The organism is Paenibacillus polygoni, assembly GCF_030263935.1.
GTDB classification, from domain to species: domain Bacteria; phylum Bacillota; class Bacilli; order Paenibacillales; family Paenibacillaceae; genus Paenibacillus; species Paenibacillus polygoni.
In genome coordinates, this window is the sequence record NZ_CP127162.1 from 1,875,124 (window position 1) to 1,897,957 (window position 22,834).

At 41.9% G+C, this 22,834-nt stretch carries 21 protein-coding genes; all 21 read left to right on the top strand.

All coding sequences use genetic code 11. From position 1 onward, the window contains the following. Positions 1-3: 3 nt before the first annotated feature. The 21 genes from QPK24_RS09030 to QPK24_RS09130 all read left to right on the top strand — a co-directional run bounded on the left by QPK24_RS09030 (position 4) and on the right by QPK24_RS09130 (position 22,753). Positions 4-1,389 (top strand): chemotaxis protein CheB, encoded by a 1,386-nt coding sequence (locus tag QPK24_RS09030; RefSeq protein ID WP_285748014.1) that lies wholly within the window; start codon positions 4-6, stop codon positions 1,387-1,389. Positions 1,390-1,411: 22 nt separating this feature from the next. Beyond that, a complete protein-coding gene (locus QPK24_RS09035) occupies positions 1,412-3,508 on the top strand; it encodes a chemotaxis protein CheA (protein WP_285748016.1) in 2,097 nt (698 codons plus the stop codon). Positions 3,509-3,559: 51 nt separating this feature from the next. Continuing rightward, positions 3,560-4,021: a chemotaxis protein CheW gene (locus QPK24_RS09040; protein ID WP_285748018.1), complete on the top strand. Its 462-nt coding sequence runs from the start codon at positions 3,560-3,562 to the stop codon at positions 4,019-4,021. Between the two features lie 3 nt (positions 4,022-4,024). Beyond that, positions 4,025-4,642: a chemotaxis protein CheC gene (locus tag QPK24_RS09045; protein ID WP_285748020.1), complete on the top strand. Its 618-nt coding sequence runs from the start codon at positions 4,025-4,027 to the stop codon at positions 4,640-4,642. Further along, positions 4,639-5,136: a chemotaxis protein CheD gene (locus QPK24_RS09050; protein ID WP_285748022.1), complete on the top strand. Its 498-nt coding sequence runs from the start codon at positions 4,639-4,641 to the stop codon at positions 5,134-5,136. Before QPK24_RS09045 ends, QPK24_RS09050 begins: the two co-directional genes overlap by 4 nt. Then, on the top strand, positions 5,133-5,582 hold the full coding sequence (locus tag QPK24_RS09055; RefSeq protein WP_285748024.1) for a hypothetical protein: 450 nt from the start codon (positions 5,133-5,135) through the stop codon (positions 5,580-5,582). Before QPK24_RS09050 ends, QPK24_RS09055 begins: the two co-directional genes overlap by 4 nt. Positions 5,583-5,596: 14 nt before the next feature. Further along, positions 5,597-6,385 (top strand): FliA/WhiG family RNA polymerase sigma factor, encoded by a 789-nt coding sequence (locus tag QPK24_RS09060; RefSeq protein ID WP_285748026.1) that lies wholly within the window; start codon positions 5,597-5,599, stop codon positions 6,383-6,385. A 41-nt stretch (positions 6,386-6,426) separates the two neighbouring features. Further along, positions 6,427-7,842, top strand: a complete 1,416-nt coding sequence (locus QPK24_RS09065) for a flagellar assembly protein A (RefSeq protein WP_285748028.1) — start codon at positions 6,427-6,429, stop codon at positions 7,840-7,842. 38 nt (positions 7,843-7,880) lie between these two features. After that, positions 7,881-8,201, top strand: a complete 321-nt coding sequence (locus tag QPK24_RS09070) for a hypothetical protein (protein ID WP_285748030.1) — start codon at positions 7,881-7,883, stop codon at positions 8,199-8,201. 30 nt (positions 8,202-8,231) lie between these two features. Then, complete coding sequence (locus QPK24_RS09075; protein ID WP_285748032.1) at positions 8,232-8,762, top strand: DUF6115 domain-containing protein; 531 nt, start codon at positions 8,232-8,234, stop codon at positions 8,760-8,762. After that, positions 8,759-9,322, top strand: a complete 564-nt coding sequence (locus QPK24_RS09080; protein WP_285748034.1) for a hypothetical protein — start codon at positions 8,759-8,761, stop codon at positions 9,320-9,322. The genes QPK24_RS09075 and QPK24_RS09080 overlap by 4 nt, the downstream gene beginning before the upstream one ends. Before the next feature lie 197 nt (positions 9,323-9,519). Continuing rightward, positions 9,520-10,218 carry a 30S ribosomal protein S2 gene (gene rpsB / locus QPK24_RS09085; protein WP_213532578.1) on the top strand — a complete coding sequence of 233 codons (699 nt, stop codon included), beginning with the start codon at positions 9,520-9,522 and terminating at the stop codon, positions 10,216-10,218. A gap of 122 nt (positions 10,219-10,340) precedes the next feature. After that, positions 10,341-10,991 carry a translation elongation factor Ts gene (gene tsf / locus QPK24_RS09090; protein WP_285748037.1) on the top strand — a complete coding sequence of 217 codons (651 nt, stop codon included), beginning with the start codon at positions 10,341-10,343 and terminating at the stop codon, positions 10,989-10,991. A 249-nt stretch (positions 10,992-11,240) separates the two neighbouring features. After that, the gene (gene pyrH / locus QPK24_RS09095) at positions 11,241-11,969 is read left to right on the top strand and encodes a UMP kinase (RefSeq protein WP_191798657.1); all 729 of its coding nucleotides are present in this window, start codon (positions 11,241-11,243) and stop codon (positions 11,967-11,969) included. Further along, on the top strand, positions 11,969-12,523 hold the full coding sequence (frr, locus tag QPK24_RS09100) for a ribosome recycling factor (protein ID WP_285748040.1): 555 nt from the start codon (positions 11,969-11,971) through the stop codon (positions 12,521-12,523). The genes pyrH and frr overlap by 1 nt, the downstream gene beginning before the upstream one ends. A 91-nt stretch (positions 12,524-12,614) precedes the next feature. Then, complete coding sequence (locus QPK24_RS09105) at positions 12,615-13,379, top strand: undecaprenyl pyrophosphate synthase (protein WP_213532581.1); 765 nt, start codon at positions 12,615-12,617, stop codon at positions 13,377-13,379. Positions 13,380-13,395: 16 nt separating this feature from the next. Then, positions 13,396-14,190 (top strand): phosphatidate cytidylyltransferase, encoded by a 795-nt coding sequence (locus QPK24_RS09110; RefSeq protein WP_285748042.1) that lies wholly within the window; start codon positions 13,396-13,398, stop codon positions 14,188-14,190. A gap of 42 nt (positions 14,191-14,232) precedes the next feature. Then, on the top strand, positions 14,233-15,372 hold the full coding sequence (locus QPK24_RS09115) for a 1-deoxy-D-xylulose-5-phosphate reductoisomerase (protein ID WP_285748044.1): 1,140 nt from the start codon (positions 14,233-14,235) through the stop codon (positions 15,370-15,372). A gap of 134 nt (positions 15,373-15,506) precedes the next feature. Next, on the top strand, positions 15,507-16,778 hold the full coding sequence (rseP, locus tag QPK24_RS09120) for an RIP metalloprotease RseP (RefSeq protein ID WP_285748045.1): 1,272 nt from the start codon (positions 15,507-15,509) through the stop codon (positions 16,776-16,778). A gap of 71 nt (positions 16,779-16,849) precedes the next feature. Further along, positions 16,850-18,298 (top strand): proline--tRNA ligase, encoded by a 1,449-nt coding sequence (gene proS / locus QPK24_RS09125; protein WP_285748047.1) that lies wholly within the window; start codon positions 16,850-16,852, stop codon positions 18,296-18,298. Between the two features lie 138 nt (positions 18,299-18,436). Beyond that, positions 18,437-22,753, top strand: coding sequence for a PolC-type DNA polymerase III (locus tag QPK24_RS09130; protein ID WP_407082969.1), 4,317 nt, complete (start codon positions 18,437-18,439; stop codon positions 22,751-22,753). Positions 22,754-22,834 lie beyond the last annotated feature (81 nt).

Genomic DNA, 22,834 nt, shown 5'->3' on the forward strand with positions numbered 1-22,834 from the left:
AACATGTCAGTCTATCAAGTACTTGTTGTAGATGATTCAGCTTTTATGAGGAAAATCATTACCGATTTAATTGAGCAAGATCCAGCCTTTAAAGTCATGGGTACCGCGGCTACAGGAAAAGAAGCAATAGAAAAAGCAAGAGAACACCACCCTGATCTTATAACCATGGATGTAGAGATGCCTGTACTTAATGGACTTGATGCCCTTAAAGTGATTGTGGCTGAGGACGAGATCCCTATTATTATGCTTTCGGGTATCAATGAAATGGGTTTACGAGAGACGATTATGTCACTAGAAGCGGGAGCATTTGATTTTATACGAAAACCGTCAATTAATCATGGACAGGACATCGAAGAAGTGGGGAAAGAGCTTCGGAATCAGATGAAAGAAGCCATGCTTATGAAGGCGAGGCGTGCAGAAAGAAAATTGAGTGAAGAGTCGCTGATGGAAAAACGAGACTTGCCAACACAAGGGCAGCATGAAGTTCCATCTCTCATCATTCAGAAATTGAATCATTCTCAACTCTCTAAGTCACGTCCTGTAAAAGAGACACAAATAAAAGAACCGAAGCCGATTTTTTCGCCGAAGCCAGTCACAGGTAAGAATAATAAGAGTTCTAAGAATAACAAGACCGACAAGATCGATAAAAAAGTCAAGAATAGCAATCCGAAAAAAACGAACGTTTCTTCATTTGAATTTCCTGTGTCTTTGGAAACTCATGATATGTCCAAAGCGTTTCAACGCAGAAATATAGCGAATATGCCGGAAGATATACAAAGTGAAAAAGAAAAGACCCATACGATGTTCCAGCAACTTGTAGCGATTGGATGTTCTACCGGTGGACCGCGGGCGCTTAAAACGTTGTTATCTCAAATTCCTAAAGATTTCCCCGCTCCCATCGTCATTGTGCAGCATATGCCGCCTGACTTTACCAGATCGCTTGCGAACCGGATTGATTCATTCAGCGAGATTCGGGTAGTTGAAGCAGAGCAAGGGATGCAGTTAGAAACAGGAGTAGCATATATTGCTCCAGGCGGATATCACGTGAGGGTGAAAGAAGGGACAAATGGAAAATACGAACTTCGTTTAAGCCAGGAAGAAATAGTAAATGGACATCGCCCTTCCGTAGATACACTTTTCGAATCGATTATTCCCTATTCTAAACTGCAAAGACATATCGTTCTTCTTACAGGGATGGGCAGTGATGGAGCTAGGATGATGAAGCGTCTTTACGATACAGGTGTTCGTTCCACTTTTGCAGAGAATGAAGAAAGCTGTGTTGTGTATGGAATGCCGCGTGCAGCAGTTGAACTCGCCTGTGCTGAGCAGGTATTGCCTCTAGAAGAATTAACCTCAAAGCTGATCCAAGCGGTTATGAACCAAACCTAATTCACGAAGGGGGTATTTCAAAGTGGATATGAATCAATATTTGTCCATGTTTATTGATGAGTCTAACGATCATCTGCAATCTTTGAACGAAAAAATGTTAGAGCTTGAACAAAGTCCCGAAGATTTATCGATTGTTCAAGTCATTTTTAGATCTGCACATACCTTAAAAGGGATGGCAGCAACGATGGGGTTTGAGGATCTTGCTTCTCTGACTCATAAAATGGAAAATGTGCTCGATCTTGTACGGAATGAAAAGCTCCAAATGAAGGAATCAATTTTTGATGTTTTGTTCCAAAGTCTTGATGCACTCGAGTCCATGGTACAGGATATCATGGCAGGTGGAGAGGGGAAGCTGGATGTTTCCCATATCGTTTCTTCTCTACAAGCCATTGAAAAAGGGGAAGAGAGTGATCCTTCTTCCATAGAAGTATCTAAAGATTCAAATACGGGGTCTGCAACTTCCATGCCTGCACTTGATGAGTTTCAAAACTCGGTACTCATACAGTCCATCCAAGCTGGACAAGGAGTTATGTTTATAAGAGTGATCATTAGCAGAACAAGCCAGTTGAAATCAGTTCGTGCTTATATGGTATTTGATTTGCTGGAACGTTCTGGTGATGTGGTCAAGACAGAGCCATCCGTGGAGCAGATCGAACAAGACCAATTTGAATATGAGTTTTCTTTATATTACATAACACAAATGCAATCAGAAGAGTTAAAGAAAGCAATTCTTAATATTTCAGAGATCGAAGAAGTGCACGTTATTCCATTAACAGAAGAAATGCTTGGACTTGGGGCTAATGAAGCAGCAGCAGCTGCGGAAGTGATCGAAAAGCCTGAAGTAATAGCAGAAGCAATATCAGAAGCAGATACGAATAGTAAGAACACAGAGACTCCTAAAGCAGTACCCGGCGATGAAAAAGAAAAAACAGTTCGAGCTGCTGCAAAAACAAATACCGCACCTGCAGCTTCTAAAACGATTCGCGTAGATATTGAAAGGTTAGACGTTCTAATGAACCTCTTTAGCGAATTATTAATTGATCGTTCTCGTTTAGAACAACTCTCTAATGAGCTGGAGCATACCGACTTAATCGAAACGGTTGCCCATATGAGCCGAGTTAGCTCGGATCTCCAAAATATCGTGCTTAAACTTCGAATGGTTCCTGTAGATACCGTGTTCAACCGGTTCCCAAGAATGATTCGGGATTTGGCTAAATCACTAAATAAAAAAGTGGATCTTGTTATTACAGGTGCGGATACAGAACTGGATCGTACAGTGATTGATGAGATTGGGGACCCGCTCGTTCATTTATTACGTAACGCAGTAGACCACGGGGTGGAGTCCATTTCTACTCGAGTGGAGTCGGGGAAATCCGAAACGGGTACGATTCAATTAAGGGCTTTCCATAGCGGCAACCATGTATTTATTGAGATTGAAGACGATGGAGCCGGGATATACCGAGATAAATTAGTCAAAGTTGCTATATCACGCGGTGTGGTAACCGAAGCCGAATCCGCAGCGATGACAGATCAGCAAGTCTTTCAGTTATTGTTTGCGCCTGGTTTTAGTACAGCAGAAACGATCTCAGACATCTCAGGCAGAGGCGTCGGTCTTGACGTAGTGAAGGCGAAAATTACTTCACTTGGCGGAAATGTGACCATACATTCCGTCCCGGGAAAAGGAACAAACTTTTCAGTTCAATTGCCGCTGACTCTTTCTATTATTTCAGCCATGCTCATTAAGCTTGGAAGCGAGAAATACGCGATCCCGCTTTCTTCCATCGTAGAAACAGGCATTGTGAAAAAAGAAAAAATTCGTATGGTTCATGGAACCAAAATGATCTCATTTAGAGAAGCGTTAGTTCCTTTCGTGTCACTTGCTGAGTTTTTTGATGTGGAAGACTACAGTGATGAAGCAGAGGACGAAATCGAGATTGTTGTTATTCGTAAAGGAGAGCAGCTTGCAGCTTTGGCAATCGATGATTTTATTGGACAGAACGAAATTGTTATTAAAACACTGGGCAAATATTTACCGAATATTCAAGGGATTTCAGGAGCAACGATTCTCGGTGATGGACAAGTCGCACTCATCATTGATCCTAACGGCTTAATTAAATAATTCTTTGCAAGCAGAAATTCTTATTACCTACTTACTTAGGAGGCATTAATCATGGCAGAAGACATGAAAGTAATCGTTTTTAAGCTTGGGACAGAGGAATATGGAATTGAAGTAGAACGTGTTCAGACGATCGAAAGAATGTTGCCGATTACCCGTGTTCCCAAGACGTATTCATTTGTAAAAGGGGTTGTTAACCTTCGCGGAGTCGTCATTCCGGTGATTGATTTAGGAGGACGTTTCTCCCTTCCAGAAGCAGAGTATACAGACCAAACACGAATTATTATCGTTACCGTTTCTGATATGCAGGTTGGTTTTATCGTTGATTCAGCAAATGACGTTGTAGATCTTAATGAAGATGATATTGAAACCCCTCCTGAAATTGTAGGAGGCGTGAAAGCAAAATATTTAAGAGGAGTAGCAAAATTAGGAGATGAAAGACTTCTCATTATGCTGAATCTCCATGAAGTATTGAATAAAAGTGAAATTATAAGTCTTGAGAGTATGGAAGGATAAGCGATGGCTGCGATAAATCAATTTCAAGAGTTTGAGATGGATATCTTGAAGGAGATCGGAAATATTGGAGCAGGGAATGCGGCTACAGCGCTTGCTACTCTGCTCAATAAACCTGTTGATATGGGAGTTCCGACTGTCAAAAGAGTACCTTTCGAAGCTATAGCGGAAAGTGTTGGCGGTGATGAGAGTATTGTAGCTGCTGTTTATTTCCGGGTAGAAGGAGAGGCTCCAGGGAATATGTTTTTTATGATGACCCCGGAGGCAGCCAAACAGCTATTATATCATTTTAACTCAGAAGTAAGCTGTGAACATCTCGATTTTACGGAAATGGAATGTTCGACAATCTCGGAGATTGGAAACATACTGGCCGGTTCCTACTTATCATCTCTTGCTGATTTTACTCATTTAAAAATGTTTCCTACTGTGCCTGGATTCGCACTAGATATGGCTGGAGCTATTTTGAGTTATGGATTACTTCACATGAGTCACACTGCTGATGAAGCCCTATTCATTGATACTCAATTTCTGGAAGGCCAAAACCAAGTACAGGGGCAATTTTTTCTAATACCTGATCCTGATTCTTTTCATGTCATCTTTGAGGCTTTAGGAGCTCTATCATGATTGAACAAAGAAATATGGTAAAGGTAGGAATGGCGGATCTCAACATCATTACTGAACCGGGTATCATTCGCACAACAGGGCTCGGATCCTGTGTGGGTGTAACTCTATATGATCCGCTGACTAGAATTGCAGGGATGGCGCATGTCATGCTGCCTTCCTCTTCCATTGCAAGAGAAGGTACCCTTAACAAGGCGAAATATGCGGATACGGCCATCGTAGCATTGGTAGAAAGAATGGTAGGAGCCGGCGCATCAAGCGCGAGACTCGTTGCCAAAATAGCCGGGGGATCACAGATGTTTCAATTTGCTGGAGCAGGTGATACGTTACGTATTGGACCTCGTAATACTGAGGTTTGCAAACAAATGATTCAAGACCTTCGCATTCCTCTTTTGGCTGAAGATTGCGGAGGGAATCATGGAAGAACCATTGAAATAGATCGGGACACTGGAATACTCACAATTCGAAGTGTACAGATGGGTGTGAAGGAACTATGAATAGAATGTTTGGGAATGTTCGAATTAATTTTTTAGCAGGAATTATCGGACTGATCCTCACGTTTTTCGTTTCATTTAGCAGTAACTTACTTTCTACAAGTCTTTTTCGGGCAGGAGCAGCTTTTATCATCTGGTTCTTACTAGCCTTTCTTCTAAGGTACGTACTGGGCAGTGTACTTGTTTCTCCACCTGACAAAGGAGGGCTGGAGAGTCTGGAATTTGAACAAGAGACGAAGGGGGCTCAGCTTGATGTCATTGCACCGAATGATGATGAAGTGCTGAAGGATATTCTGAATTATGCTCAAGCAGAACCAAATGAAGATCAAAAAAAACCATCACAATCTGCAGTGGATAGCGGCTTTGAACCACTTAATCCTCCGAAAATTGTTCGGACAAAAGATGCTGAAGAATTAGCACAAGCCGTTCGTCACCTGTCAGGCAAATAGAGGAGGGAAACGATATGAAAGAATCTAATTCATCCCATCTGGCCGACATGGACCTGTGGGAAAAATGGAAGGAGCACGGGGATTTAGATGCTAGGAAAACCTTGATTGAGAAGCATCTCCATATCGTTCATTATGTATCCAGCAGGTTAGCAGTAGGATTGCCTAAAAATGTGTCCAAAGATGACCTTGAGAGCAATGGTGCGCTAGGGCTCATCGATGCACTTGATAAATTTGATTATAAAAGAGGGCTTCAATTTGAGACCTATGCCTCTTGGAGAGTAAGAGGAGCGATACTGGATGGTCTTCGCCAAGGAGACTGGGTTCCACGTTCGGTTCGTGAGAAAGCAAAACGAATAGAAGAAGCTTATCAACATTTAGAACAGAAATACTCCCGTACCGTTAGTGATGAAGAGATGGGACAATATTTAGATTTATCAGCTAAGGATTTTCAACATATGGTACAAGAAGTAGCGGTAATGTCGTTATATTCACTTGAAGATCCGCTGAGAGAAGAAGATGCCGAGACAAGAATGTCACTATTGGTTGATGAGAGAGCTTATCCTCCTGAACAAACGGTTCGTGATATTCATCTAAAACAAGCACTAGTCACTGGATTAGATAAACTTACGGAAAAAGAACGAATCGTCGTATCTCTTCTATATTATGAAGACTTATCTCTTAGTGAAATTGCAGAAGTAATGTCTCTATCACCATCTCGAATTTCTCAGTTGCATTCTAAAGCGATTTTACGCCTTCGAGGAACTCTTGAGAAGCAGCGTGAACTGTTAATGAATCGGGATTAATAAAAGGTAGGATGATCACCTGAGAAAGAAGGAAGTTGTATATGACCCAGAAAATAGAGCTCAAACAACATGTGAAAGTACTGTTTTCGGAAGATCAAAGAAGTGCATGGATCGATTTATCAAATCTTACATCCGAGTTGAATTTTACCGAACAGGAACTAAACACATTTCTTCTAACAGAAGGTATTACGTATGGCATTAAAAAGGATACAATTCGTGCAATTGCTGCAAGTCCTCCGAATTTTTATGGTCAGAAGATATTAATAGCGGAGGGAGATGCTCCTGAAGCCGGTAAGGATGGAATCATTCAGTTTCTTGCAAGCACGAATTTAACAGGAGAACGAAGACCGCTCGAGACAGGTAACGGGAAAGTAGATTATAAGGAAATTACGCGTCTGAACAATGTGAAAAAAGGTCAGGTTATTGCTAAAAAAATAGATCCAAGCCCAGGCAAGCCCGGAAAAAGTGTGAAGGGAGACCTTATTCCTTTTTCTCCAGGTAAAGAAGCGAGATTCAAGATAGGAAAGAATGTGGTAGTTAGCAACGAAGGAAACGCCATGTATGCGTCGATCGATGGACTGATCACAACAACGGAAAATCAGCAAATCAATGTATTTCCTGTATTTGAAGTGAATGGTGATGTGGATTACCGAACAGGAAATATTGATTTTGTCGGCACCGTTGTTATTCGCGGAAATGTACTCTCTGGGTTTAAAGTAAAAGCCGCAGGAGATATTCGTGTAATCGGCGGTGTAGAGGGAGCGGAAGTCTATGCAGAAGGTTCTATTGAAGTAACAGGGGGAATTATAGGTTACAATAAAGGGCTTGTTCAAGCAGGTGTTGATGTAAAGAGCTCATTTATACAAGATGCGAATGTAGAAGCAGGTCAATGTATATATGTGTCGCAGAGTATCATGCATTCATCGATTAGAGCAGGAAAAGAATGTATTTGTGCAGGAACCAAGGGACTTATTGTGGGAGGTCTCATTCAAGCAGGTGAAAGAGTAGCCGCAAGAGTAGTTGGGAACCCGATGTCTACTGTAACAACCATTGAAGTTGGCGTAATGCCAAGACTGCGTAATGAACTTACAAATCTACGCCAGCAGCAATTGGGTTTGAGCGATAGTATAGATAAGACGGCCAAAGCTCTTCATCTTTTAGATCAAATGGCTGCTTCAGGACAGATATCAGATGATAAGATGCAAATGCGAATGAAGCTTCAGGTGACTCGTGAATCTAGCATGCAGCAAATGAAAGAGAACAGGGAGCAAATATTGAATATTGAAAAAGTGCTGGAAGATACCTCGAAAGCAAGAGTCGATGTAACAAAGATGATTTACGGAGGCTCTAAAATAGTTATCGGCAGATACACCAAATTTGTTAAAGATACAGCGACACAAATTTCATTTTTTTATCAAAACGGTGATATTTCGGCGGCTCCCCTAAAGAATGGGTAAGCGTATTTATTCTTGATAGCAGTGAAGGAGTGGAGAAGGTGAGCTTGAGAAATGTTGAACTTCAAATTGCGATACCTCGTACGGCTGAGGCAGGGCGATATCAAAGCGAATACGACCACAGGAGATCATCAGAACAGTCTTTACTAGCAACAAACGAGAATAAAAAGGCGAAAAAAGAAAGTAAACAAAGTCCAAAAACATCAGAATCCGAACAGACAGGGATAAGAGATCGTTCAGCTTCGCCCGGGAATTCGGAGTTGATAAATTCGAATGATCCTCAAGAAACTTCAGAAGACACACTGGCAGCTACGCCAGCGGAACACCCTTTTAAAGGGAAACACATTGACTACAGTTTATAAGTAGGCATACATGAATAGGAGAATAATCTCATGGAACCTTGGAGTACCCTCGTTGTGTTGGGTGTTGGTATCACCCTATTTGCCTGGTTTATGCCCAGATCAAAACCTCAAACAGGGGGAAAAGTGATTAAAGATGTAGAAGCCACGTTAGAGCAATATTTGGCTGAGATTGAACTAGAGAATGAAAAGGTTATAGAGACTATTCAAAAATGGAAACAGGACTTTTCACATACCAACAATCTAAGAGAAAAAGAAGTTCAAGATATGAAACAACAGATTCTAAACCTTGAACAGCAAGTTTCCGCATTAATAAATGTAAATGCTTCTTCCAGCACAAATATAGAAGCTTCTGTGAAAAAAGCGGACGATGCAGCAGCAGATGATACTGGGGTAGAAGAAATTACGATACAGGAAGAGTCGACCATTCATAAGCGTTATAATGAAGTCTTTCAATTGGAGTCAGAAGGAAAATCAATGGATTATATAGCTAAAAAGCTAGATATGCCCAAGGGAGAAGTTCAATTGATTCTAAGACTTGGTGAACGGGAGCGAACAGTATGATGAAGAATCGTTCCTTTCTTATGGGACTCGGAATAGGCATTGCAGCCTGCGCATTTATTCTAAAGCTTGCACTTATAGGGCAGGGTGTGTCAGAAGAAAATGCAATGAATGACTTATCCCGTACGGAACTAGAAGAACAGGCCGCAACAATGAATCTTAAGGTATACGATGCGAAAGATAAGGTAATGACTGAAGAAGAATGGGCAAAGCAAAAAGGAGCACGAGAAGAAAAAACGGAATCAGGTGCAGGTACAGCTGCAGAGTCACCTGATAAGCCAAATGTTCCGCAGAACGAAGCACCTGATGAGCCAAAACAGCCGACTTCGGAGAAGAAGACAGAGCCTTCTACAGAGGTAGTGAAATATAAGGTGATTCAAGGTGCAACCTTAAATGATGTAGCGGATCATTTAACTTCCTTACATGTGATTCAGAATGTGGAAGCTTTCTTAAAAGAAGCAAACCGCCAAAAAATCAACAGGAAAATCCAAACAGGCACCTATGAATTTAAGCAGAATGAATCTACCGATTCTATTATTAAGAAAATCACCTCTGCTCCTTAAATTCAGATTCTTATAATGATTTAGTTATTTAGAACTAAACATTGTTGCATCTCAGTTTCACTTATGATATATTAATTGACGGTGTTAAAACACACGCTACGCTAATTCTGTCGAGGGTGCTTTCTTTAAGGGAAGTCTTGTCGGGAAATGATGCTAGCGGAGGACACAAAAACCAAAATATTAGGAGGTGTGTGGAGATGGCAGTTATCTCCATGAAACAGCTTCTCGAAGCTGGGGTTCACTTCGGTCATCAGACTCGTCGTTGGAATCCAAAGATGGATCGTTATATCTTCACTGAAAGAAACGGTATTTACATCATTGACTTGCAAAAGACAGTGAAAAAAGTTGAGGAAGCTTACAACTTTGTTAAAAGTATTGCAGGAGAGAACGGTACTGTTCTTTTCGTAGGTACTAAAAAACAAGCACAAGATTCCGTAAAAGAAGAAGCAGAGCGCGCTGGTCAATTTTACATTAACCAACGTTGGCTGGGTGGTACTCTTACTAACTTCCAAACTATTCAAAAACGTATTGATCGTTTGAAAAAATTGGAAGCATGGGAAGAGGATGGCACATTTGAAGTTCTTCCTAAAAAAGAAGTTATCATTCTCCGTAAAGAGAAAGATCGTCTTGAGAAATTCCTCGGCGGTATCAAGAACATGAAGGGTCTTCCAAGTGCCCTGTTCATAATCGACCCTCGTAAAGAGCGTATTGCAGTAGCAGAAGCTCGTAAATTGGGTATCCCAATCGTAGGTATCGTTGATACAAACTGCGATCCGGACGAAATCGATTATGTTATTCCTGGTAACGATGACGCGATTCGCGCGGTTAAATTGCTTACTGGAAAAATGGCTGATGCTGTTATTGAAGCACATCAAGGCGAAGAAACTTCCGCTTAAGATTGCTTTCAAAGGCCTATCGTATATGAATTAAATGAAAAAGGGTGGTTGGCAGGTGGATAACCTCTCACTACCCTTTTTTTAGGGTCATACGCAAATTTATCCTCTGGAGGGAATTAACAATGGCAGTAGATGCAAAATTGGTGAAAGAACTTCGTGAAAAAACGGGCGCAGGTATGCTCGATTGCAAAAAAGCACTAGAAGAAGGAAACAACGATGTAAACAAAGCGATCGAAATCCTTCGTGAAAAAGGCTTGTCCGCAGCAGCGAACAAAGCTGGCCGTGCTGCAACAGAAGGCGTAGTACAATCTTACATTCACGCTGGTGGACGTATTGGTGTACTGGTTGAAGTTAACTGTGAGACTGACTTCGTTGCTATGACAGATCAATTTAAAGAATTTGCTCGCGACATCGCTATGCAAATCGCTGCTTCTAACCCACGTTACGTGAGCCGTGAAGAAGTTCCTCAAGATGAGATTGAGAAAGAAAAAGAAATTTTGAAAGCTCAAGCTCTGAATGAAGGTAAACCAGAAAAAATCGTTGAGAAAATGGTTGAAGGTCGTATTGGTAAATATTACGAAGAGTTCTGCTTGCTTGAGCAATCTTTCGTAAAAGACCCAGACAAAACAATCGAACAATTGCTGAACGAAAAAATCAGCACAATTGGCGAAAACATCTCAATCCGTCGCTTTACTCGTTATGAGCTTGGTGAAGGTCTTGAGAAAAAACAAGACAACTTCGTTGAAGAAGTTATGTCCCAAGTAAATAAATAAACAAAGAAAATGATCGAATCAAAAGACGGCCCATGTTATTCTTGAAGATAATGTAATGAATTACATCTTAGAGATTACACAGACAGCTTTATATGGAAAGAACAACTGGATTGTCCGAGATTCGGCTCAAAAGGTTTTCTTTAACTAAGAGTGGAACACAATCCGTGTTCCTTTCTTTTTAACTAATATAAGGTTAACATGTGCTTAATTGACGTGGGGAAGCGTCATTTCGAAGTGGAGGGTGAACATTTGGAACAGCCGGTATTTAAAAGAGTTGTGCTTAAAGTGAGTGGGGAATCTCTTTCTGGGCAAAATGGTTACGGGATTGATGCAGAAACAATCTCATCCATTGCTCAGCAAGTTAAAGAAGTAGTAGAACTTGGAGTCGAAGTTGCGATCGTATGCGGTGGCGGCAATATTTGGCGCGGCATTGCAGGCAGCGAGAATGGTATTGACCGTGCAACAGCTGACTACATGGGTATGCTTGCAACCGTTATGAACTCGCTTGCGCTGCAAGATGCATTAGAACAGATTGAAGTGCCGACACGTGTTCAAACTTCAATAGCGATGCAGCAGATTGCTGAGCCATATATCCGCCGTAGAGCGATTAGACATCTCGAAAAGGGTAGAGTTGTAATCTTTGCAGCAGGAACAGGTAATCCGTTCTTCTCCACAGATACAACGGCTGCTCTTCGTGCAGCTGAAATTGAGGCTGAAGTAATTCTCATGGCGAAGAATAAAGTGGACGGTGTATATTCTGCAGATCCGTTTAAAGATGAAACGGCTGTGAAATTTGAACAATTGACTTATCTTGATGTGTTGAACAAGAATTTAGGAGTTATGGACTCCACTGCTTCCTCACTCTGTATGGATAATAATATTCCTCTCATTGTATTTGCTATTACTGAGCAAGGTAATATCAAACGAGTTCTTCTCGGTGAAAAAATCGGGACAATTGTGAAAGGAAGTGTAGATTAATGCCGCAATCAATTAAAAAGAACGCAGAAGAACGCATGGAAAAAGCGATTCTTGCACTTAAACGTGATTTGTCAACACTTCGTGCAGGTCGCGCAACCCCTTCTTTGCTAGATCGAATTCAAGTTGAATATTATGGTGCACCTACGCCAATTAACCAACTTGCGAATATTACGACTCCAGATTCTCGTACTTTGATGATCCAACCTTGGGATAAATCTTCCTTGGCTGATATCGAACGTGCTATTATGAAATCAGATCTTGGTCTTACACCGCAAAATGATGGTGCTATGATCCGTCTGAGCATTCCGGCACTTACCGAAGAACGCAGAATCGAACTTGTGAAATTCACCAAAAAATTTGGGGAAGAAGCAAAAGTAGCGATTCGTAACATCCGTCGTGATGCAAATGATGATATTAAAAAGCTGGAGAAATCCGATATTTCTGAGGATGAATCTCGCAGACATCAAGACGATATTCAAAAGTCTACTGATAAATTTGTTGCAGAAGTAGATAAAGTTCTCGCTGCAAAAGAGAAAGAAATCATGGAAGTATAATATAATATGCTTACGGCCCCTCCGCCTTCGGTGGGGTTTGCTCTTTTCACAGCAAGGAAAAGAAACTTCATGGAATTTTGGAGGAAGTCGAATGATGAAACGCGCTCGGTCGTGGTGGAATAAGAACGGCAAAGAGACGCCTGAACTGTCAAAAGCTAATATTCCGCAGCACGTGGCTATTATTATGGATGGCAATGGTAGATGGGCCAAACAACAAGGTATGCCTCGCATCGTTGGACATCAAAGCGGTATGAAAGCTCTTAAACGGGCAACGATTGCTGCAGATGACTTGGGAATCAAGTATCTGACAATGTATGCCTTCTCGACAGAAAACTGGACGAGACCGAAAGATGAAGTGGATTTTTTGATGCGTCTGCCTGTTGATTTTCTTGCACAGGAGCTGGATGAATTAATCGAAAAAAACGTATGTGTACGAATGATGGGGTACGAAGAGAATTTGCCTGATCATACGGTAAAAGCACTTCGTGAAGCAATTCGAAAAACAAAAGATAATACCGGACTGGTTCTTACTTTTGCTTTGAATTATGGCAGTAGAAGTGAAATCACAGATGCGATGAAAGCAATTGCTCAGCAAATTGAATCGGGTGACCTGACAACGGATGATATTACACCTGATCTGATTGAGAAGCACTTGTTGTCTAAAGACCTGCCTGACCCGGATTTATTAATTCGAACAAGCGGAGAACTTAGAATAAGTAATTTTATGCTGTGGCAGCTTGCTTATAGCGAAATGTGGTTCACAGATATTTACTGGCCGGATTTTAATAGAGAACACTTATATGAAGCAGTAGCCGAATACCAACGCAGAACAAGAAGGTATGGCGGTCTGAAGTAATGGAGGATGGACCAAGTTGAAACAGCGAGTAATAACTGGAATTGTTGCCGGTGCTTTATTTTTGGGGTTTGTAATGCTGGGTGGACTCTGGTATAACTTCTTCATTTTTCTCATGGCACTTATCGGGTTTTACGAGTTCATACGAATGATCGGTGTTCCTGCTTTCTCGGGTACAGCAATCATTGGATATACCGGCATTATTTTCCTCATTTTTCCTGATTTGCTTGCAGAGCTGGGGTTAACGTTGACATTAAATCAGATATTGTGGGTTTTGATGATACTGCTGCTTATCGCAACCGTAACGACGAAAAACAAGATTACCGTTCAGACTGCGGCTTTAATTTTTATGGGTGTCGTATATGTTGGAATCGGTTTTTATTATATTGCAGTAACACGTCAATTACCGGCAGGATTGTTTTGGACTTTTCTTCTTTTGGCAAGTATCTGGGGTAGTGATGCAGGAGCTTATTTTGTAGGCAGGTCGTTCGGTAAAAATAAACTTTGGCCGATGATTAGTCCTAATAAGACCATAGAAGGTGCTATTGGCGGAATTGTTATAGCCATTATCATTGCACTCTTATTTGCTGGGTTCTCAGGGGGCCTCCTAGGATTCGGAAGGGCTGTACTCATTGGTTTGTCTGCTTCCGTTATTGGTCAATTAGGAGATCTGGCGCAGTCTGCTTATAAACGTGTGTATGGAATTAAAGATTCGGGGACTCTGCTTCCAGGACATGGCGGTATTCTGGATCGATGTGATAGTTGGATCTTTGTGTTTCCGTTCGTACATATCCTCATGCTCCTCCCTTACTAAGCAAAGACAAACGATTTTATGTCAATACAAGAGGTGTCATTTGTGAAGAAAATTTCAATTTTAGGTTCAACAGGCTCTATTGGAACTCAAACCTTAGATGTTGTTCGAATGCATCCGGAAGAGTTCAAGGTAGAGGGCTTGTCAGCGGGGACCAATGTAGAGCTGCTCATCGAGCAAGCGAAGACATATCGTCCTCGTAAAGTGTCCGTCAGTCGTAAAGAAGATGTAGATCATGTACGTATGCACGTGCCAGAAGGCACAGAAGTGTATTATGGCAACGAAGGTCTGATCGAGGTGGCTGCAGGGACAGATGCGGATACCGTCATTACAGCAGTAATGGGCAGTGTGGGACTCTCATCTACATTAGCCGCGATTAGAGAAGGAAAACAGATTGGCCTAGCTAACAAGGAGACGCTTGTAACAGCCGGTCATCTGGTTACTGCACTAGCTGAGGAAAAACAAGTACAGATTATCCCGGTAGACAGCGAACATTCGGCTATTTTTCAGTGTCTGAATGGGGAACAACTGCGTGAGGTTAAACAGATTACACTTACTGCCTCAGGCGGGTCGTTTCGAGATTTAACCAGACAGCAGCTTCAGCATGTAACGGTTGAAGATGCACTCAAACATCCGAATTGGTCGATGGGCTCCAAGATTACAATAGATTCAGCAACGATGGTGAATAAAGGACTAGAGGTAATAGAAGCAAGGTGGTTGTTCGATCTTCCTTATGAAAAGATCAACGTTCTGCTTCATCCAGAAAGCATTATTCATTCGTTCGTGGAGTTTCAAGATACAAGTATGATTGCACAAATGGGTAACCCGGACATGCGTGTTCCCATTCAGTATGCATTAACTTATCCGAATCGATTACCTTCCCCTGCTTCATCTTTATCACTTTCTGAGATCGGAACGCTGCATTTTAGAGAAATGGACATGGAGCGTTTTCCTTGCTTAAAGCTTGCTTATGAATGTGGTAAAATAGGTGGGACCGCAACAACGGCATTTAATGCTGCGAATGAAGTGGCGGTTGCTCGTTTTCTTAAAGGGGATATTTCTTTTCTGAAGATCGAGGAGATCATTGCAAGAGTACTAGATAATCATCAAAGCATTCCGAGTCCAGATTTAGAGCAGATTGAACAGGTTGATCAACAAGTGAGAGATATTGCAACCTCTTTATAAGACAAGGTTTCTTCCTGCCTGCAGCAAGAGAGAGTGGTTTTTAAGAATTTGCTTCTCTTGTATCGTACCTTTGAATAATGATAATGTAGTAGGACAAGATCAGCTCTTCTTAAGCAAAAGGAGGAAGGAAGTAATTGGAAACCTTGCAAATTGTAATTTTAACGGTGCTCATGTTTTTCGTCATCGTGACGGTACATGAATGGGGCCATTATTATTTTGCCAAACGAGCTGGCATTCTTGTAAGAGAATTTGCCATCGGCTTTGGTCCGAAGCTGTTTTCTTATAAGTACCAAGAGACCACATTCACACTGCGATTACTGCCATTTGGCGGTTATGCGAGGATGGCTGGAGAAGATCCTGAATTAATAGAAATTCAGCCTGGTCAGACGATTGCGGTTAAAACAGCCGATGGACAGGTCAAAACGATCTACTTGGATCAACTAGATAACCGAAAAAATGTGATTCGAGGAGAAGTTATTTCGATAGACCTGGAAAGACGATTGATGGTTGAACTTGATGTGGATGGTGAACCGCAGAATTTCCCTGTCCATCCAGCAGCCATGCTTGTTGCAAGAAATCAAGAAACACAGATTGCACCGAAAGATCGTCAGTTTAACAGTAAAACGGTCGGTCAAAGAGCGCTTGCCATTTTTGCCGGACCGTTTATGAACTTTTTACTGGCGTTTATCTTGTTTGCGGTTTATGCGATGGTTGCAGGCACACCTGTCGAGAATCCAACCTACGTTAAGATAGGAACGATCTCGGAAGGCATGCCAGCAGCTGAAGCGGATCTTCAAAAAGGGGACATTGTGGAGACAATCAATGGAGAGGCCATTGGTGGAGATTACACAAAAATGATTAACCTGATTGCTGATTCGCAGGATAAACCAATGGAATGGACTGTAAGACGAGGAGATAAAGTATTTGATCTCACAATTACTCCGCGTGCGATGGAAGGCCAAGTGGGAGGAAAAGTCGGGATTACCGCTGAGTTCCCTCGGGAAGAAGTTGGATTTGTTGAATCCTTTGCTGTGGCTGGTAAAAACATGGTAACCACTACAGAAAATATTTTTGAAGGGTTTAGACAACTCATCGCTAAGTTTAGTATTGATGATCTCGGTGGACCTGTACGTACGTTTGAAGTAACGGGTCAAATTGCGAAGCAAGGAATACTGCAGCTAACCCAGTGGACCGCGATACTTAGCCTTTATCTCGGTATTTTCAACTTACTACCGATTCCGGCACTAGATGGCAGTCGCCTTATTTTCCTTGGGATTGAAGGATTGCGTGGCAAGCCCATTGACCCCGCTCGTGAAGGTATGGTACATTTCATCGGGTTTGCGATGTTGTTCATTCTTATGATCGCAGTAACTTATAACGATATTTTACGATTAATTAAAGGATAATGGTGTTCCCTCGGAGCGGTCACTTTAGTGAGGCTCCTTGTAGGAACTACGGGAGGACGGAATCAAGTCTTATGTCAAACGATAAACAGTTTGTTACTGAAATTACACCCCAGTCAGAGGATTTCTCTCGCTGGTATATTGATACGATTAAAAAAGCGGATTTAATGGATTACTCCCCAGTTCGGGGCTGTATCGTATTTAAACCGGATGGTTATGAAATTTGGGAACACATCAAAGAAAATATGGATCGCCGTTTCAAGGAAACAGGACATCGTAATGCATATTTTCCTATGTTTATTCCAGAAAGCTTTTTCCAAAAAGAAAAAGAGCACGTGGAAGGATTTAACCCAGAGCTGCCATGGGTTACAGAAGCGGGCGGAGAGAAGCTGGAAGAACGCTTAGCGATTCGTCCAACGTCTGAAACGATTTTTGGTCATATGTACTCCAAGTGGATTCAATCCTACCGTGATCTTCCTGTCATGATTAACCAATGGGCTAACGTTGTTCGCTGGGAAAAACGGACAATGCCTTTCTTGCGTACAAGTGAATTTTTATGGCAAGAAGGTCATACGGCTCATGAGAATGAAGAAGAAGCTCGCAGGGAAACGATGCAGATGCTTGAAGTGTACCGCGAAGTAGTAGAGGATGTTCTTGCAATTCCAGTTATTACTGGACAGAAGACAAAATCCGAGAAGTTCGCTGGTGCAGTTGATACGTTCTCCATTGAAGCCATGATGAAAGACGGCCGTGCTGTACAAGCAGGTACTTCTCACTACATGGGAACTAACTTTGCTAAAGCATTTGAAATCCAGTATTTGAACCGTGAAAATGTGCTGGAATACGCTCATACGACTTCTTGGGGAACAAGTACTCGTCTCATCGGTGCTATGATTATGGTTCATGGTGATGATCGCGGTCTTGCTTTGCCACCGAAAGTAGCTCCAACTCAAGTTGTTATTATTCCAATTGGACCACCAAAAACACGTGATCAAGTGGTTGGACGTGGGGATGAATTGTTCGCAGAACTGAAAAAAGCGGGAATCCGAGTGAAAATGGATGATCGCAGTGATGTTCGTCCGGGTTGGAAATTCAATGAGTACGAAATGCGTGGTGTACCAGTTCGTATGGAAATTGGACCACGTGATATGGAAAATGGAGTATGTGTTCTCGTTTCCCGTATTACGGGTGAGAAGAAAGTCGTGCAACAGGATAACCTAACAGAAGAAGTTCAAGCCATGCTTGAACAGGTTCAAAAAGATATGTTTGATCGTGCAAAAGCTTTCTTGCAGGAACATTTTTATTCCGTAGATACGCTGGAAGAAATGAAGGCGTTAATGGAAGAAAAACGCGGTTTCTCACTAGCGGGCTGGTGTGGTTCAGAAGTTTGCGAAGATAAGGTGAAAGAGGTAACGGGAGCAACAAGCCGGAATATTCCTTTTGAACCATCCGAGGAAAAACATACTTGCCTCGTTTGTGGACAGAAAGCGGAACATACTGTAGTATTTGCTAGAGCGTATTAATATTGATTAGTTTTACAGAGTAATTCAAATGATAAGCTTCTGTCCGAAATGAGACGGTGCCCCTTTATGGATCGGTTCCCATTTTTGTGCGCAGAAGCTTTTCATGTTTTTTTGTTTGGAACGGGGGGGAAGAATCGTTTGAATGATAAAGCGGAACAAAGAAGAAGGTTCGAATTGTTAATGAAACAGGCAGATTTGCCTGCAGGTATAGCAGAACCTCATTTTGTTGATGGATATATTGATCATGTGGAAATTAGCCGTAGTAACCGTGACTGGCATATTACAATAGCCAAAGAAACGCTGGTTCCTGCACCAGTTTTTCGCGCTTTTTGTTTGCATATCCGTGAAAAGATGAGCCATATAGCCAAAATCAGTTTTACTTTTCACTATCAATCCGGGGTTACAGAGGCTGATATTGTAGCGGAATATTGGAATTTATTTCTTGAGTGGGTACATCAGCAGATTCCATCCGTCAACGGTTGGATGAACCGAGCTTCTCAAATTGTAGAGTCCGGCTTGCTTACGTTAACACTCAGCGATGGAATGGCGCTGGAACTTGCTCGAAAAAAACAGATTGATCAAGCGATCGTGAATTACTATGAACGTTTCTTCAAACTGCCGCTTAAAGTAAAAATGCTTGTGGGAGAGAGTAACCGCGAAGCAATGGTGCAGTTTGAACAGAAGAAGCGAGACGAAGAGCGGGAAGTTATTCAGAATATGATGACCATGATCGAAGCAGAAATGGCTCCTGTTGAGGAAGAAGAAGGAGACGTAAGGCTTCAGATGGGGTATGAAATTAAAGAACAAGCGGTACCTATGAAGGATATCCAAGACGAAGAGAAGAAAGTTACTTTGCAGGGAACGGTATTTGGACTTGATAAAAAGGAACTGCGTAACGGAAATACGCTTTATACTTTTTACCTTACCGACTTTACGGATTCCATGCAGATGAAAGTATTTGCTAAGTCGAAGGAAGATGTCCGAATTCTGAACCTGCTCGCTAACGGAAAATGGATCAAAGTTAGAGGGCGCGTAGAGTACGATCGCTTCATGCAAATTCCCGAACTCGCCATGATTCCATCTGATCTCGTAGAAGTACAGGCCCCGCCTGCTCGTAAGGACAATGCTGAACAAAAACGGGTAGAATTTCATCTTCACACGAAGATGAGTACGATGGATGCAGTCACTTCGATCGACAGCTACGTAAAAACGGCGGCAAGTTGGGGACATAAGGCAATTGCTGTTACAGATCATGCAGGTGTGCAGGTTTATCCAGAAGCTGCAAAGGCAGCCAAAAAACATGGTGTCAAAATGATGTATGGCTTAGAAGCAAATATTGTAAATGATGCGGTAGCTGTTGTACTGGAACCGAAGCCGCTTGATTTGAAAACATCGACGTACATCGTCTTTGATATAGAGACTACGGGTCTATCCGTAACACAGAACAAGATCATTGAAATTGCAGCGGTTAAAATGGTTGAAGATAAGGAAGTTGATCGATTTGCTACTTTTGTAAATCCTCATGAGCGTATTCCTTATAATATTCAGCAGTTGACCAATATTAATGATGACATGGTAAAAGATGCACCAGAACTTGAACCTGTTATGAAAGAATTCGTTACATTTGTTGGCGATGGGATTCTAGTTGCTCATAACGCAAGATTTGACATGGGCTTTATTCAAGCTAACTTGAAGACCCTTGGAATGACTCCGCTTGATAATCCGGTACTTGATACCCTTGAACTTGCACGGATGCTTCATCCATCGATGAAGAATCACAGGCTGAATACACTAGCCGATAAGTATAAAATATCGCTTGAGAATCACCACCGAGCGATCGATGATACGATTGCACTGGCTGGCATTTTAACAGGCCTCTTAAATGATGCCCTGCAGATCAAAGGAATTACGCAGCTTGATCGCTTGAATGATTACGTAGGCATGGATCTATCCAATTCTAGACCGTTTCACAGCGGTATATATGCACTGAATGCGGTAGGGAAGAAAAACTTGTACAAGCTGGTTTCTCTTTCGCATACAGAATATTTCAAACGAGTAGCTACGATTCCAAAATCTAAGCTGGTACAGCATAGAGAAGGTCTGCTCATTATGTCGGGTTGTGAAAAAGGCGAGTTTTTTGAGGCGGTTCTTAACAAATCAGTGGAAGAAGCCGAGGAAATTGCCCATTTTTATGATGTATTAGAAATCCAGCCGATTACAATGTATATGCATCTAGTGGATAAAGGGCTTGTAGCTACACCAGAAGAGATCAAAACAGCGATACGGAAAGTTGTTGAGATCGGAGAGAAACTCGGTAAACCAGTTGTAGCAACAGGGAATGTACATTATTTGGAGCCGCGCGACAAAATCTACCGAGATATTACGATTCACGGGATTACAGGCTATAGTCCGCTCAAGGATATTCGGAAACCAGATGCTCATTTCCGGACTACCAATGAAATGCTCGAAGAGTTCGAATTTCTTGGTAAAGAAAAAGCATTTGAAGTGGTTGTAACAAACACAAGCGATCTTGCTGATCGTTTTGAAGAAATTCAGTTATTCCCTAAAGAATTGTTCACACCGATTCTAGAAGGCGCTGAAGAAGAAATCCGCAGTAAATGTTATGATACGGCAAAAAGTATTTATGGCGAAGAAGTACCTGATGTGGTTGTAAAACGACTGGAAAAAGAACTTGAACCTATCATTAAATATGGATTCTCAGCCAACTATCTCATTTCAGAAAAACTTGTAAAAAAATCAAATGAAGATGGTTACTTGGTTGGTTCACGGGGTTCCGTAGGGTCGTCCGTTGTAGCTACTTTCTTGGGCATATCCGAAGTAAACCCGCTGCCACCGCACTATATTTGTGAAAATAATGAATGCAAGTATAGCGAGTGGTTCCTTGACGGAAGTATTCGAAGTGGATTTGACCTTCCGGTTAAAGAATGTCCGAAGTGCGGAACCTTGCTAAAAGGAGAAGGCCAAGATATTCCTTTTGAAACCTTCCTTGGATTTAAAGGGGATAAAGTACCGGATATCGACCTTAACTTCTCTGGGGAATACCAACCTAAAGCTCACCACTATACAAAAGTATTGTTTGGTGAGAAAAGTGTATTTAGAGCAGGAACCATTGGTACGGTAGCGGAGAAGACTGCTTTTGGATTTGCTAAGAAATATGAAGAATCGCATCAAAAATCGTGGCGTGGTGCAGAGCTTAATCGCTTGGCATCTGGTTGTACAGGAGTAAAGAGAAGTACAGGACAGCATCCCGGGGGGATTGTGGTTGTACCTGACTATATTGAAGTAGAAGACGTTACACCTGTGCAGTACCCTGCTGATGATACAAGTGCCGAGTGGAAAACGACTCATTTTGATTACCATGCTTTTGAAGATAATTTGCTTAAGCTGGATATTCTAGGACACGATGATCCTACGATGATGAGAATGCTTCAGGATTTGACCGGAGTAGATCCGACCACCATTCCGATGAACGACCCTAAGGTAATGAGTATGTTTAATTCCACCGAAGCGCTTGGCGTTTCACCTGAGAAAATACGTACTCCTGTAGCAACTTATGGAGTTCCTGAGATGGGAACTAAATTTGTTCGTCAAATGCTAGTTGAATCACAGCCTTCAAGTTTTGCCGATCTGCTGCAAATTTCGGGATTGTCTCATGGTACAGGCGTATGGCTAGGAAACGCACAGGAACTGATTAAGAATGGAACATGTGACATTAAAACCGTTATAGGTTGTCGTGATGATATCATGTTGTTCCTGATTTATAAGCACGGTATGGATGCTGCTCTTGCGTTTAAGATTACAGAAAGTGTGCGTAAAGGTCGGGGTCTTAGTCAGGAATGGATTGACGAAATGAAGAATTGTAAAGTACCGCAGTGGTATATCGATTCTTGTCTCAAAATTCAGTACATGTTCCCGAAAGCCCACGCGTCGGCTTATGTAATCTCTGCGGTACGAACCGCGTATTTCAAATTGTATTATCCAATTGAATATTATGCGACGTACTTCTCTGTCCGTGCTGAGGATTTCGATATTGAGCTGGCTTGTCAGGGCTATGATGCAATCTGCCGCAAAATTATTGAGATTGAACAGCTTGGTTTTCAGGCTTCTACGAAGGAAAAATCCATGCTCTCTGTTCTAGAGATGGCACTCGAAATGACTGCGCGCGGTTTTAGCTTCAAATCGATTGACTTGTATCGTTCTGATGCAACGCGCTTTATAGTGGATGAGGATTCTCTGATTCCTCCGTTCTCTGCTTTGCAAGGAATTGGGGACAATGCTGCACGTAATATTGCTGCAGCCAGAGATTATGGTGAATTTTTATCCATTGAGGATTTCCAGCAGAAATCAAAAGCAAGTAAAACGGCAGTAGAGTTACTCACGCAAATGGGCTGCTTCCGCGGACTGCCGGAAAGTAACCAACTATCTCTCTTTTAGCTATTAGAAGAGGGTAGATTTAATTTCCAACCCCGCTTTTCAGATTACCTGAGTAAAAGTCTAGTCAAGTGACTATACTTG